Genomic DNA, 13,997 nt, shown 5'->3' with positions numbered 1-13,997 from the left:
GGCTATGCGCGATCCAGGACGGTGACTACGGCGGCGGCATCCTCGATGCGGAGGAAGCCTCCGCCGTTTTCGGCGACGGCGATCCGGGCGCCTTGCACCTGGCGCCTGCCTGCTTCGCCGCGCAACTGCGTGGCCAGTTCGTGCAGCTGGATGATTCCCGTGGCGGCGATCGGATGCCCCTTGGAGACCAGGCCGCCGGATACGTTGACCGGGCATTCCCCTCCGAGCGTCGTGGCCCCGCTGGCCGTGTAGGGTCCGCCCTCGCCGCGCGCGCACAGTCCCAGGTTCTCGATCTGCAGTACCTCGGCGAAGCTCGAAGCGTCATGCACTTCCGCCACGTCGATGTTCCTGGCCGAGATGCCTGCGGCGCCGTAGGCGCGCTCGGCTGCGAGCGCAACGCAATGGGACTCCAGCGCCTCGGGCGCCCGGCGCACCGTGCTGGAGACGCCCATGCCGCGGATGCGGACGGCGCGGGCGCGGCCGATCCTCGCCAGCGCCTTCTCGCTGCACACCACGGCCGCCGCGGCGCCGTCGGAGATGGGGGCGCACATGGCGCGCGTCAGAGGCCAGGCGATGAGCGGCGTCTGCAGCACATCCTCCACGCTCATGGGGATCTGGTATTGCGCGAGCGGGTTCAAGGCCGAATGGGTGTGGTTCTTCGCGGCGGCGTGCGCGAAGTGCTCCTGCGTCGTGCCGTACATCTTCATGTGCATGCGCGCGAGCGAGGCATAGACATCCATGAAGAAGCTCTGCTGGCGCCAGTCTCCGCCGGCCGCCCGCTGCGGGCCGATCCCGGCGCCGATGTGCTGCAGTCCTTCCCAGGTGCTCTGCATCTCGTGCACGTCCGTGCCTCCGAAGAACGCCTCCATCATGGCCTGGCGCTTCTCGGGGTAATACATCTTCTCCGTGCCCGCCACGAGCACGATGTCATGCAGCCCCGCCTTGACGGCCGCGTACGCCTGGTACAGCGCAGAGCTGGAGCTGGCACAGGCGTTCTCGACATTGAATATCGGAATGCCGCCCAGGCCCATGGCGGTCAGGGCGCATTGCCCGCGAATGGAGTTCTGCCCCTCCATCTGTCCCTGGCGCACGTTGGCGAACCAGGCCGCTTCGATGTCTCCCAGGGCAAGGCCCGCGTCCCGCAGGGCGCCTTCGACGGCTTCCCGCGTCAAGTCCTTGACGGACCGGTCGGCATGCCGGCCGAGTTTGGTGTGTGCGATACCAGCGATGAAAACGTCCATGCCACTTCCTTTGAATCAATTGCCTGAATTTCCAACATATGGAAATTTTTTGGGTGCTGCGAAAATAATCTCTTGCCAGAAAGGATAAAATTCGCAGAAGGACGATTCATATATTTCCATATGTTGGAAAAATGGCACACGGTACGCAAACGCTGGAACGCGGGATCGAGCTGCTCAAGCTCGTCGCCGCGCACCACCCGTCGGGCATACGGCTGACGGACCTCGCCGAGCTCAGTGGTCTGGAGCGCCCGACGGTTCACCGCTTGCTGGGTAGCCTCGTGCGCGAAGGCCTGGTGATGCAGCATGAGGTGGGCAAGCTCTATGCGCTGGGGCAGTACTGCCAGCAGCTTGCGAAGGCCGCTGGCAATGAAGCGCCGATCCAGGAGACCTATGGCCCGCTGCTGGAGGAAATCGCCCAGGTGACGGGCGATGCCACTTTCCTCGTGGTGCAAAGCGGCTTCGACACGCTGTGCATCGCTCGTGCCATCGGCACCTACGTGATCCAGGCGCTGGCCGTCAGCGTGGGGCATCGCCAGCCCATTGGCGTGGGGGCGGGGGGATTGGCGATGCTGGCGGAAATGCCGGCGCGGGATGCGGACGCACTCATCCGCGCCAACCGCGAGCGGCTCCCCTACTACCGCAATCTCACCATGGCCGCCTTGCGCGGCATGGTTGCGCAGGCCCGTTCGGATGGCTATGCGGTGATCGGCAACCACGCCGTGTCCGGCGTGGTGGGCGTGGGGGTGGCTTTGCGCGACCCCATGGGCAGCATCATTGGCGGCGTGAGCGTCGCCTCCATCAAGTCACGCATGGGCAGGGAGCGGCAAGAGCTCGTCGCGCGGCAGATGCGAGAGCTGATCGCGCGCCGGTAGCCGCAAAAAAAAGTGGCGCCTGCAACGGCGCCACATCAGTGCATGCCTGGCCGGTACGCGGGCCAGCGATCAGGGATACAGCCCGCGCATCTCGCGCGCATGCAGGATGCGCTTGCAGGCCACGATGAAGGTGGCGGTGCGCAGGCTGACCTTGTTCTCCTGCGCCACGTGCCACACGCCCGCGAAGGCCTCCTTCATGATGCGCACCAGGCGGGCGTTGATCTCGTCCTCGGTCCAGAAGAAGCTGGAGAAGTCCTGCACCCACTCGAAGTAGCTCACCGTCACGCCGCCGGCGTTGGCGATCACGTCGGGCAGCACCAGCACGCCCTTGTCGTGCAGGATGTCGTCGGCCTCGGGGGTGGTGGGGCCGTTGGCGCCCTCGATGACCAGCTTGGCCTGGATCCTGCCGGCGTTGTCCTTGGTGATCTGGCTTTCGAGCGCGGCGGGGATGAGGATGTCGCAGGCCACGCCCCAGAAGGCGTCGTCGGCCATGGGCTCGGCGCCGGCGAAACCGGCCACGCCGCCGGTCTGCTGCACGTGGGCCAGCAGCGCGGGTACGTCCAGGCCCTTGTCGTTGTGGATGCTGCCCGTGTGGTCCTGCACCGCCACCACCTTGGCGCCGGCCTCGGAAAACAGCTTGCCGGCCGTGCCGCCCACGTTGCCGAAGCCCTGCACGGCCACGCGCGCGCCCTCGATGGGCATGCCGGTCAGGCGCGCGGCCTCCACGCCCACGGTGAACACGCCGCGGCCGGTGGCTTCCACGCGGCCCAGCGAGCCGCCCAGGTCCACGGGCTTGCCCGTGACCACGCCGGTGGCGGTGGTGCCCACGTTCATGGAATAGGTGTCCATCATCCAGGCCATGACCTGGGCGTTGGTGTTCACGTCGGGCGCGGGAATGTCCTTGGACGGGCCGATGATGATGCCGATCTCGCTGGTGTAGCGGCGCGTCAGGCGCTCCAGTTCGCCGCGCGACAGCTTCTTGGGATCGACGCGGATGCCGCCCTTGGCGCCGCCGTAGGGCACGTTGACGGCAGCGTTCTTGATCGACATCCAGGCCGACAGGGCCATCACCTCGGACAGGGTCACGTCCTGGTGGAAGCGCACGCCGCCCTTGCCCGGTCCGCGGCTGACGTTGTGCTGCACGCGGTAGCCCTCGAAGTGGGCGATGGTGCCGTTGTCCAGCTCGATGGGCACGTCCACGATCAGCGCGCGCTTGGGGCGCTTGAGGGTCTCCACCCAGCGCGCCAGGCTGCCCAGGTAGGGCGTGACGCGATCGACTTGCTGCAGGTACACCCCCCAGGGGCCGAGGTGGTTGGGGTCGAGGTAGGAAGGCAGGGGATGGGTGCCAGAGGGGGCCGTCATGGATTGTGTCCTTGTGAAACAAATCGGGAGGCGAGAGCTTATGCCCGTGCCGGCGCGCTGTCCAACACGTATCTGTATGCCTGCGATGCAGGCGATGCATAGACCATGTGGCGATCCCCGGCATATGCCGCGGCGGGCAAGACCCCGGGCGGGCACGGGGTGGGCCTGCGCGCCTATACTGCCGCGCCATGAATGCAACGCGTACGGCGCGCGGCCTGCAGGGCCCCTGGCGCCGCCTGGTCTTTGTCTGCCTCTACGAACTGATCGCCATCATCGTCTCCAGCCTGCTGTTCATGGCCATCGGCCTGGAGGCCGCTGCCTCCGGCGTCATGGCGGTGGTGGCGTCCGCGCTGGCGATCACCTGGAATGTGACCTTCAACCACCTGTTCGAGAAATGGGAGGCGCGCCAGGGCGTCAAGGGGCGCTCGGTGCTGCGCCGCGTGGCGCACGCCATCGGCTTCGAGGGCGGCCTGGCCCTGGTGCTGATTCCGCTCATGGCCTGGTGGTTCGGCGTGGGCCTGTGGCAGGCCACGCTGATGGAGGCGGGGCTGTTGCTGTTCTTCCTCGTCTACACCTACGTCTTCAACTGGGTGTTCGACCTGGTTTTCGGCCTGCCGGCATCGGCGCAGCCGGTTTAGGATTTTGATAGCTGCCAGCGCTTGATGGACAAGCGCTGGAGCCGTTTTTGGTTTTTATCGCGGCACCAGGAACACCGACTTTTCCGACACCTGCGCCTTGTCGCCCAGCGCCTGCACGTCGAAGTGCACGGGGTGCGAGCCCTCGGGCACCGAGCCGTAGGGCAGCTGCAGCCGCACCGGCACCCAGCGCGATTCGGCGGGGCCTATCTCGACCTCGTTCTCGGATGCGATGTGCAGGCCCTCCAGGCCGCGTGCCTGTATGCGGTAGCGTTGCGTGCTTTCGGTGGCGTTCATGATCTGCAGGCGGTAGATGTTCTCCAGCTGGCCGCCGGCCACCAGGCGCGACAGAGCGGCGCGGTCGCGCACCACGTCCACTTTCAGCGGCGTGCGCGTGACCAGGCTGAAGAGCATGGCCACGCACAGCGCCAGCAGCACGCTGCCGTACAGCAGCACGCGCGGACGCAGCACGCGGCGCAGCATCTGCGCGCTGCTCCAGCGGTTGGTGATGCCGTTTTGCGTGGCGAAGAGGATCAGCCCGCGCGGGTACTGCACCTTGTCCATGACCGAGTTGCAGGCGTCCACGCACAGGCCGCAGCCTATGCATTCGTACTGCAGGCCGTTGCGGATGTCGATGCCCGTGGGGCAGACCTGCACGCACAGCGAGCAGTCGATGCAGTCGCCCAGGCCGGCGGCCTTGTAGTCCACGACCTTCTTGCTGCGCGCGCCGCGCGGCTCGCCGCGCTGGCTGTCGTAGGTGACGATGAGCGTGTCCTTGTCGAACATGGCGCTCTGGAAGCGCGCATAGGGACACATGTACTTGCACACCTGCTCGCGCATGTGGCCGGCAAAGCCATAGGTGGCCAGGCTGTACAGCCCCACCCAGAACAGCTGCCAGGTGCTGGCAAGGGCCAGCAGCTGCGCGCCCAGCTGGCGGATCGGCACGAAGAAGCCCACGAAGGTGAAGCCCGTCCACAGCGCCACGCCGATCCAGGTGACTTGCTTGAGGCCCTTGCGCCAGATTTTTTCCCACGAGGTCCAGGGCGCCTTGTCCAGGCGCATGCGGCTGCTGCGGTCGCCCTCGATACGGGTCTCCAGCCACATGAAGAGCTTGGTGTACACCGTCTGCGGGCAGGCAAAACCGCACCACAGGCGCCCGGCCACGGCGGTGAACAGGAACAGCGACAGCGCCGAGATGATCAGCAGGCCGGTCAGGTAGATGAAGTCCTGCGGGTACAGCACCAGGCCGAACAGGTAAAAGCGCCGCGCCCCCAGGTCGAACAGCACCATCTGCCGTTGGCCCCACTGCAGCCAGGGCAGGCCGTAGAACACCAGCTGGGTGGCGATCAGCAGCGCCCAGCGCCAGCGGTTGAACGCCCCGTCGATGGCGCGCGGGTAGACCTTCTGCTTGGCAGCGTACAGCCGGATGTACTTGGCGGGCGTGGACGGGGGCGGGGGTGTGGACATGGTTGTGTGCGTGGGCAGGTGTTGCGGCGCGGAGGACTTTGTTGCTTGTCATGAATCAAGACTCGTGCCAGCCTGCCCGGAAGAAAAAATGCCGTGCTGGCAGGTAGTTAGCGGCCTGCGCCGCCGGGCCATGCGCCATGGATGGCAAGTTTTGCTGCCAGCATGTGTCATATATGGCACCATCCGTCACCATGACCGAAGCCCTCGACGACGCAGCCCCGCCCGCGCAGCCGGCACTGCTGGCCTCCTGGCTGGAGGCCTTGCCGGAGCCGCACATCCTGTTCGACCGCGACTACCGCATCGTGGCCGCCAATGCCGCGTACCGGCGCCAGTTCGGCCGGGGCGCGCAGGTCGTGGGGCGCACCTGCCATGCGGTGTCGCACCACTCGGCCGTGCCCTGCGACCAGGCGGGCGAGACCTGCCCGCTGGCGCGCTCGCTGCAAAGCGGCCAGCGCGAGCGCGTGCTGCACCTGCACCACACGCCGGCGGGCGAGGAATACGTGCAGATCGAGCTCGTTCCGCTGCGCGGCGAGTCCGGCCAGCCCATGTTCTTCCTGGAAAAGATGGAGCCGCTGCGCATCGCCCAGGGCCAATCCGGCGCCCAGGGCATGATCGGGCGGGCCGCGCCCTTCAAGGCCCTGCTGGAGCTGATCGCCCGCGTGGGCCCGTCGCAGGCCAGCGTGCTGCTGCTGGGCGAATCGGGTACGGGCAAGGAACTGGCCGCGCGCGCCGTGCACCAGGCCAGCCCCCGCGCCGCCCATCCCCTGGTGGTGGTGGACTGCGCCAGCCTGCCGGAGACGCTGTTCGAGAGCGAAGTCTTCGGCCACGAGAGAGGCGCCTTCACCGGGGCCCACGCCGCCCGCGCCGGCTTGGTGGAAGCGGCGCACGGCGGCACGCTGTTCCTGGACGAGGTGGGCGACATCCCGCTGACCATGCAGGTCAAGCTGCTGCGCCTGCTCGAAAGCGGTACCTACCGCCGCGTGGGCCACACCGAGCTGCGCCGCGCCGACATCCGACTGGTGGCCGCCACGCACCGCGACCTGCGCGCCCTGGTGCGCGAGGGGCGCTTCCGCCAGGACCTGTACTACCGCCTCAGCACCTTCCCCATCCGCCTGCCCGCGCTGCGCGAGCGCGTGCAGGACATTCCGCTGCTGGCCGAATCGCTGCTGCAGCGCGTTGCGCCCGGGCGCCGCCTCGCCCTCGCGCCCGCCGCGCTGCGCTGCCTGGCGCAGCACCCGTTCCCGGGCAACGTGCGCGAACTGCGCAACGTGCTGGAGCGCGCCGCGCTGCTGACCGACGGCGACACCCTCACGGCCGCCGCCGTGGCGCGCGCGCTCTCGTTCGACCAGGACGCCCGCGCCCCCCAGGCCGGCGGCGACGGCCCTCCCGGCACCGACCTGCGCAGCCTGGAGGCGGCCGCCCTGCGCACCGCGCTGCACACCCCGGGCCGCACGCGCCGCGAACTGGCCCAGGACCTGGGCATCAGCCCGCGCACCCTGTACCGCAAGCTGCGCGCGCTGCAGCCCTGATAGCTGCCAGCGCTTGCCAGCAAAGGGCTGGGGCCGGTTTTTGCCGATAATGGCGCCCATGCCCCGCCGCCGCCTGAGCACCCCCATTCATGCCGCCAGCACCGTGCTGGCGCTGGTGCTGCTGGCCGCCTGCGCGGCGCCCGCGCCCGCGCCCAAGGGCGAAGTCCAGGGAGCGGACGCCAGCGTGCAGGAATGGGGCCAGTCCGACATGAATCGCGTGGCCTCCGTGGCCATGCGCGAGAACCTGGAAGGCCTGCTTCGCCTGGCCGACAAGCTCTACCGCCGCAACCCGTCCGAGTGGCGCAAGGGCGGAGCCGCCAGCCGCGAGGACGCCGTGGCGCGGCTGCGCGCCGCCATCGACCAGCGCAGCGGCTGGCCCGCGCTGCAGCAGCGCCGCGACATCGACGCGCTGGCGCTGGCCCTGTCGCCCGGCTACGCGGGCGACCGCGTCGCGGGCTTCATCTACGCCGTGGCCGACATGCTCATCGCCGCCCACGGCGGCAAGACCGAGTTCTACCTGGTCGACGGCCAGGACGCGCAGCACCTCCACAACGCCGCGCGCAACCTGGAAGTGGCCGTGTGGATGCTCGCGCAGCGGCGCACCCCCACGGGCGCGCCCTTGCTGCTGGCCGACGAGATCAGCGCCGCCGAGCGCAACCTGAGCTACGAGCGCGAGTTCGGCAAGATCATCGCGCGCGTGGACCTGCTGGCGCAGGTCACCACCGAGAAATACCGCCGCGCCGTCATCGGCTACGTGCAGGGGCTGGTGGGCGGCACGTTCATGCAGTTCCTGCCGGTGCGGTAGCCGCTGCCCGCCCGGAAAGAGGGCGGCGCACTCACCAAGGCAAGGCGCCTGAGATCGTGGACACGTTCTGAGGCGAGTCCCCCGCGCCGGCGCCGGGAAAAAGGCCCCGCGCTTGGCCCTGCGGCGCGAGGCGATAAGGCAAATCAGTAAAATCCACGCCTTTCCCCCAAGGAGCGTTGCAGCGGGCCGGCCAGCGGACCGTCAGGCTTGGGGCCGCATTTCCCTTCGCAACGACGCTCACCTGTACCCCCGAACCGTTTGCACAGGTGAGTCCGATGCCCGCTGTCTCCGTCCCCCCCATGAAGCTTTCCGGCCTGGAGCCGGTATTGATTGGCGAAGGCTCCTTGTTCGTCAACGTCGGCGAGCGCACCAATGTCACCGGCTCCAAGGCCTTCGCGCGCATGATCCTGGGCGAGCAGTACGAGCAGGCCCTGTCGGTGGCGCGCCAGCAGGTGGAGAACGGCGCCCAGGTCATCGACGTGAACATGGACGAGGCCATGCTCGACAGCAAGGCCGCCATGGTGCGCTTCCTCAACCTGATCGCGTCGGAGCCCGACATCGCCAGGGTGCCGGTCATGGTGGACAGCTCCAAGTGGGAGGTCATTGAGGCCGGCCTGCGCTGCCTGCAGGGCAAGGGCATCGTCAACTCCATCAGCATGAAGGAGGGCGTGGAGGAGTTCAAGCGCCAGGCAAAACTCATCAGGCGGTACGGCGCCGCCGCCGTGGTCATGGCCTTCGACGAGCAGGGCCAGGCCGACACCTTCGCGCGCAAGACCGAGATCTGCGCGCGCGCATACCGCATCCTGGTGGATGAGGTGGGCTTCGCGCCCGAGGACATCATCTTCGACCCCAACATCTTCGCCATCGCCACCGGCATCGAGGAGCACGCCAACTACGCCGTGGACTTCATCGAGGCCACGCGCTGGATCAAGCAGCACCTGCCGGGCGCCAAGGTTTCGGGCGGCGTGTCCAACGTGAGCTTCAGCTTCCGCGGCAACGACCCGGTGCGCGAGGCCATCCACACCGTGTTCCTGTACCACGCCATTGCGGCGGGCATGGACATGGGCATCGTCAACGCCGGCATGGTGGGTGTGTACGACGACCTGGAGCCGACCTTGCGCGAGCGCGTGGAGGACGTGGTGCTCAACCGCCGCCCGGACGCGGCCGAGCGCCTGCTGGAGATCGCCGAGGCTGCCAAGGGCGCGGCCAAGGACGACAGCAAGAAGCTCGAATGGCGCGGCACGCCCGAGGCGCCCAGGCCCGTGGGCGAGCGCCTGTCGCACGCGCTGGTGCACGGCATCACCGACTTCATCACCCTGGACACCGAGGAGGCCTACCAGCAGATCGTGGTGCAAGGCGGCGGCCGCCCGCTGCACGTGATCGAGGGCCCGCTCATGGACGGCATGAACATCGTCGGCGACCTGTTCGGCGCCGGCAAGATGTTCCTGCCCCAGGTGGTCAAGAGCGCGCGCGTGATGAAGCAGGCCGTGGCCCACCTGATCCCCTACATCGAGGAGGAAAAGCGCCAGCAGGAGGCCGCGGGCCTGGACGTGACGAGCAAGGGCAAGATCGTCATCGCCACCGTCAAGGGCGACGTGCACGACATCGGCAAGAACATCGTCACCGTGGTCCTGCAGTGCAACAACTTCGAGGTCATCAACATGGGCGTGATGGTGCCCTGCCACGAGATCCTGGCGCGCGCCAAGGCCGAGGGCGCGGACATCGTGGGACTGTCCGGCCTCATCACCCCCAGCCTGGAAGAGATGCAGTACGTGGCGGGCGAGATGCACAAGGACGACTACTTCCGCATCAAGAAGATCCCGCTCCTGATCGGTGGCGCCACCTGCTCGCGCGTGCACACCGCCGTGAAGATCGCGCCGCAGTACGAAGGCCCCGTGGTCTACGTGCCCGACGCCTCGCGCAGCGTGAGCGTGGCGCAAAGCCTGCTGGGCGAGGGCAAGAACGCGTATCTCGCCGAGGTGCAGGCCGACTACGACCACGTGCGCGAGCTGCACGCCAAACGCAAGAAGCTGCCCATGTGGACGATAGACAAGGCGCGCGCCAACGCCACGCGGCTCGACTACGCGCCGGTGGCGCCGCGCGCCCTGGGCCGGCGCGTGTTCAGCAACTTCGACCTGGCCGAAATCGCCAAGTACCTCGACTGGGGGCCGTTCTTCCAGACCTGGGACCTGGCCGGGCCCTTCCCCGCCATCCTCGACGACGCGGTGGTGGGCGAGGAGGCGCGCAAGGTCTACGCCGACGGCCAGGCCATGCTCAAGAAAATCATCGAAGGCCGCTGGCTCACGGCCAATGGCGTGATGGGCCTGTTCCCCGCGAACCGCGTGGGCGACGACGTCGAGTTCTATGCCGACGAATCACGCACCGAGGTCCTGATGACCTGGTACGGCCTGCGCCAGCAGACCGAAAAACAGGTGGATGCCGAAGGCCGGCTGCGCCCCAGCCGGTGCCTGGCCGACTTCGTCGCGCCCAAGGAGTCGGGCATTGCCGACTACGCCGGCATGTTCGCCGTCACCGCCGGCATTGGCGCCGAGAAGAAGGAAAAGGAATTCCTGGACGCGCTGGACGACTACAGCAACATCCTCTTCAAGGGCCTGGCCGACCGCCTGGCCGAAGCCTTCGCCGAATGCCTGCACGAGCGCGTGCGCAAGGACCTGTGGGGCTACGGCGCCGATGAGAGCCTGAGCAACGAAGACCTCATCAAGGAAAAATACCAGGGCATACGCCCCGCGCCCGGCTACCCGGCCTGCCCGGACCACACGGCCAAGATCGCCCTGTTCGACACCCTGCAGGCGCGCGAGATCGGCATGGACTTGACGGAGAGCATGGCCATGTTCCCGGCGTCCAGCGTCAGCGGCTTCTACCTGGCGCACCCGCAGGCGACCTACTTCGTGGTCGGGCAGATCGGCGACGACCAGGTGCAGGACATGGCCGCGCGCCGCGGCATGGACGTCGAGGAACTGCGCCGCAGGCTGGCGCCGAACCTGGGGTGACCGGCGCAGGCGGCTCCGGATGGGCGGAAATGCCTGCGGTTGCCGCCCTGTTCTGAGAATTTGCGCCATGGAATGCGGCGCGATTTTCCCCGTCTCGCCAAAATGGCCTCAGGGCATTCCTACGATTTGGCGGATCTATGGCCATGTCCGTCACAAACCGCCATCTCTATTTCCTGCATGACATCCATCGTGTACGGGCTGAGACCTTGATCGCGTGATCGCGCAATAAAAACCGAACGCTGCAAAGAGGGGGTGAATGGAATGCTGATCAGTTGCCCTGCTGCAATCTCCTGCTCGCAGGCACGCGGAGGCAGAATAGTGCAATAGAGGTCCGACTCGCACACGAGGGCTTTGGTCACGGCCAGGCTGTCGGCATTTATCTTGATGTCGAGGCGTATGTCGGTTTCTTCAAAATACTCGTCGATGCGTTTTCTGGAGCCGTGGGCCGAGGCGGGCAAGACCAGTTCGAGGTCTCTGACGTCTTCGCGCACCACGGATTTTCTGCCTGCCATTGCGTGATCCGAACGGACGATGAGAACGAGGGGTTCCTCCAGGATTTTCTTGGCGACGATTTTCGGTGTTTTGGGCGGAACGACCAGCACGGCCACATCGACGTCGCCCGACGCCAGGCGCTCGTGCACGTGGCCGGTCGATCCCTCCATGATGTTCATGCGCAGGTTGGGGTACTTCAAGACCATCCGGCGAATCACCTGGGGCAGGTACATCGTCGCGAACATATTGGGCGCCGCAATGGATATTTCGCCGCCCGGGCTGCGCTGAAGCCGGGCGAGCTGCTCCATGGCGTCGCGCATATCGCCCAGGATGCGCTCGGCATGCTCCAGAAAAACCTTGCCGACGACCGTGAGCGAGACGCCGCGGCCGTTTCTTTCCATGAGCGCAACGCCCAGATCGGCCTCGAGCTGCTGGACATTGCGCGTCAGCGTCGATTGGTTGACGCCCAGCTGGGCCTCTGCCACGGTGAAACTTCCCACGCGCGCAACACAGGCGAAATAGAGTAGTCTTTTTGAATCAATCACGCCATGAGTGGAAAAGTCGCCATGATTGCTGTATGAATGCTCGCTCATTCTCTACTCTGATTGGAATTCCAGGAGAATCGATTATTGATGAGGTTTTGCAGCCGTCTCCGATTGACCTGAAAATGCAATGGCTATTATGCGGAAAACTGTTTGATGATTCCCCGGTGGGAAAATGCATCGATATCCGATTCATTGTATCCAAGCTCCGCGAGTATCTCGGCCGAATGCTCGCCCAGATTGGGCGCCAGCCGGGTGGGCCGGGCCGGGCTCTGGCCAAAGCGCATGGGCGACTCGAAACCGACGACGGTGCCTTCGGTGGGGTGCGGGTCACGGCGGATGAAACCCGTGTCCAGCAGGTGCCTGTCGTGCAGCAGGTCCTGGGGCGTCTGGACCTTCACGGCGGGAATGTCGTTGGCCTTGAGCGTCTGCAGCCACCAGTCGCTCGTGTGCAGCGCCATTTCCTGCGCGAGCAGGCCGTAGAGTTCGTCGATGTTCGCCGTTCGGGCGGCCATGGAGCTGAAGCGGGCGTCATGGGCCAGCCCGGGCCGAGCGATGGTCCGGAAGAAACTCGCCCAGTGGCGGTCGGTGTAGGGCATGACGGACAGGTATCCGTCCCGGGTGCGGTACGGGCGGCGGTGCGGCGAGGTCGTCCGGGGGTAGATCATGGGACCGGCGGGGGGATCGAATGCCGCGCCGGACAGGTGCTCCAGCATGGTGAACGCGACCATGGTTTCGTACATGGACACATCCACGCTCTGGGCCTGGCCGGTGACGTCGCGGTGGCGGATCGCGGCGACGACGGCAAGCGCCAGCGTCAGGCCCGATATCTTGTCGGCCACGGCGGAGGCGACATACCGCGGCTCGCCGCAAAAGGCGGTCTGCAGCGAGGCGAGGCCGCACATGGCCTGCGTCGTGTCGTCGAACGCCGGGTCGTCCTCATAGGGGCCGCCCTGGCCGTAGCCCGTGGCCGAGCAATGGATCAGCCTGGGGAAGGCCGGTTCCAGGCTCGCATGGTCCAGCCCCAGTTGCGCGAGGGACTTGCGGCGGATGTTGGTGACCAGCACGTCCGAGCGGGCGAGCAGGCGGTGCAGGACCTCGCGCCCCTCGCGGGCCTTGATGTCGATGGCCAGGCTGCGCTTGTTGCGGTTCGTGCTCACGAAGGCGCCCGCCATGCCGGGGTGGTGCGCTGCGCCTGCGGATCGGAAGGTGTCCCCGTCCAGGCTTTCCACCTTGATGACCTCGGCACCCAGGTCGCCGAGCAGTTGCGTGCAGTACGGGCCGAAGAGGACAGTGCTGAGATCGGCCACCCGCACGCCTGCGAGCGGCCCCTTGTTCCGGCCGCTCATGAGGCGGGCGCGTCCACGAGCTGGAACTGGGGCAGCGTGACGTCGTCGCCCGCGGCCTCGAAGACCACCTTCACGGGCTTGCCGATGGCGATGTCCTCCAGGCGCGAATCGACGATGTTGGCCATCAGGCGCACGCCTTCCTCCAGCTCGACGATGGCCACGGCGTACGGCGTGCGCCCGGCCATGAAGGCGTTGGCGCCTCGGCGGTTGACGGTGAAGGTGTAGATGCGGCCCAGCCCGGACGCCTGCACCCAGTCCAGCGTTTCGCTCATGCAATGCATGCAGAAGCCGCGCGGATAGAACTGGTGGCGCTGGCAGTGCGCGCAGCGCTGGATGACGAGCTGGCCGCGCCTGGCGGCAGCCCAGTAGGGCGCGGTGAGGTCGGTGGCGGCGGGAAGAGGGCGCGGTGCGGGCGCGTTCATGGGGCTGCTCATCATTGGACTCCGAGGATCATGGAGGTGTTGGCCGAGAACACCATGCCGGGTGCGTGGACCAATGCGGTCCGGGCCTTGGGCAACTGCCTTCGACCGGCCTCCTGGCGAAGCTGGTGGACGGCCTCGAGCACGGGGTCTCCTCGTTTTCAGTGCAATAAGTGACGGTACGAAAAGCTAGCACTGGCGCGGAGGTGGTGTTGGTAGATCGTTGATTTCATTGACTTTCCTGTTCACTTTCAAATCTGCGATTCGTGGCGT

The 13,997-nt window shown here is 66.9% G+C and carries 12 protein-coding genes and 1 riboswitch; of the genes, 5 read left to right on the top strand and 7 right to left on the bottom strand.

Features of this window, described 5'->3' with window-relative positions:
- Positions 1 to 2 precede the first annotated feature (2 nt).
- The gene (locus ACX12L_RS08015; RefSeq protein WP_459262148.1) at positions 3 to 1,241 is read right to left on the bottom strand and encodes a thiolase family protein; all 1,239 of its coding nucleotides are present in this window, start codon (positions 1,239 to 1,241) and stop codon (positions 3 to 5) included.
- Positions 1,242 to 1,372: 131 nt separating this feature from the next.
- Here ACX12L_RS08015 and ACX12L_RS08010 point away from each other — a divergent pair, with 131 nt between their 5' ends.
- The gene (locus ACX12L_RS08010) at positions 1,373 to 2,113 is read left to right on the top strand and encodes an IclR family transcriptional regulator (RefSeq protein ID WP_459262147.1); all 741 of its coding nucleotides are present in this window, start codon (positions 1,373 to 1,375) and stop codon (positions 2,111 to 2,113) included.
- A gap of 69 nt (positions 2,114 to 2,182) precedes the next feature.
- On the opposite strand, the gene ACX12L_RS08005 is transcribed toward ACX12L_RS08010, so the two are convergent.
- The gene (locus ACX12L_RS08005) at positions 2,183 to 3,475 is read right to left on the bottom strand and encodes a Glu/Leu/Phe/Val family dehydrogenase (RefSeq protein ID WP_459262146.1); all 1,293 of its coding nucleotides are present in this window, start codon (positions 3,473 to 3,475) and stop codon (positions 2,183 to 2,185) included.
- Between the two features lie 188 nt (positions 3,476 to 3,663).
- Between ACX12L_RS08005 and ACX12L_RS08000 the strand changes: the two genes are divergently transcribed.
- A complete protein-coding gene (locus tag ACX12L_RS08000) occupies positions 3,664 to 4,113 on the top strand; it encodes a PACE efflux transporter (RefSeq protein ID WP_459262145.1) in 450 nt (149 codons plus the stop codon).
- A gap of 54 nt (positions 4,114 to 4,167) precedes the next feature.
- On the opposite strand, the gene ccoG is transcribed toward ACX12L_RS08000, so the two are convergent.
- Entirely contained in the window at positions 4,168 to 5,577 is a 1,410-nt protein-coding gene (ccoG, locus tag ACX12L_RS07995) for a cytochrome c oxidase accessory protein CcoG (protein WP_459262144.1), read from the bottom strand.
- Between the two features lie 191 nt (positions 5,578 to 5,768).
- Between ccoG and ACX12L_RS07990 the strand changes: the two genes are divergently transcribed.
- From ACX12L_RS07990 to metH, 3 genes are all read left to right on the top strand, one after another.
- Entirely contained in the window at positions 5,769 to 7,106 is a 1,338-nt protein-coding gene (locus ACX12L_RS07990; RefSeq protein WP_459262143.1) for a sigma-54 interaction domain-containing protein, read from the top strand.
- A 58-nt stretch (positions 7,107 to 7,164) separates the two neighbouring features.
- Entirely contained in the window at positions 7,165 to 7,911 is a 747-nt protein-coding gene (locus ACX12L_RS07985; RefSeq protein WP_459262141.1) for a hypothetical protein, read from the top strand.
- Positions 7,912 to 8,073: 162 nt separating this feature from the next.
- A riboswitch (S-adenosyl-L-homocysteine riboswitch) is annotated at positions 8,074 to 8,157 on the top strand.
- A 29-nt stretch (positions 8,158 to 8,186) separates the two neighbouring features.
- A complete protein-coding gene (gene metH / locus ACX12L_RS07980; RefSeq protein ID WP_459262140.1) occupies positions 8,187 to 10,922 on the top strand; it encodes a methionine synthase in 2,736 nt (911 codons plus the stop codon).
- 119 nt (positions 10,923 to 11,041) lie between these two features.
- Here the strand turns inward: metH and ACX12L_RS07975 are convergent, their stop codons facing one another.
- The 4 genes from ACX12L_RS07975 to ACX12L_RS07960 all read right to left on the bottom strand — a co-directional run bounded on the left by ACX12L_RS07975 (position 11,042) and on the right by ACX12L_RS07960 (position 13,870).
- On the bottom strand, positions 11,042 to 12,007 hold the full coding sequence (locus ACX12L_RS07975; RefSeq protein WP_459262139.1) for a LysR family transcriptional regulator: 966 nt from the start codon (positions 12,005 to 12,007) through the stop codon (positions 11,042 to 11,044).
- A gap of 86 nt (positions 12,008 to 12,093) precedes the next feature.
- Positions 12,094 to 13,305 (bottom strand): CaiB/BaiF CoA transferase family protein, encoded by a 1,212-nt coding sequence (locus ACX12L_RS07970; RefSeq protein ID WP_459262138.1) that lies wholly within the window; start codon positions 13,303 to 13,305, stop codon positions 12,094 to 12,096.
- Positions 13,302 to 13,727: a Zn-ribbon domain-containing OB-fold protein gene (locus ACX12L_RS07965; protein WP_459262137.1), complete on the bottom strand. Its 426-nt coding sequence runs from the start codon at positions 13,725 to 13,727 to the stop codon at positions 13,302 to 13,304. The genes ACX12L_RS07970 and ACX12L_RS07965 overlap by 4 nt, the downstream gene beginning before the upstream one ends.
- A gap of 11 nt (positions 13,728 to 13,738) precedes the next feature.
- Complete coding sequence (locus ACX12L_RS07960; protein ID WP_459262135.1) at positions 13,739 to 13,870, bottom strand: thiolase C-terminal domain-containing protein; 132 nt, start codon at positions 13,868 to 13,870, stop codon at positions 13,739 to 13,741.
- Positions 13,871 to 13,997: the final 127 nt, after the last annotated feature.

The sequence above is a fragment of the Alicycliphilus sp. T452 genome (assembly GCF_054512775.1).
The sequence above is the reverse complement of the archived record's forward strand: the minus strand, read 5'-3'. Positions and strand labels throughout refer to the sequence as shown.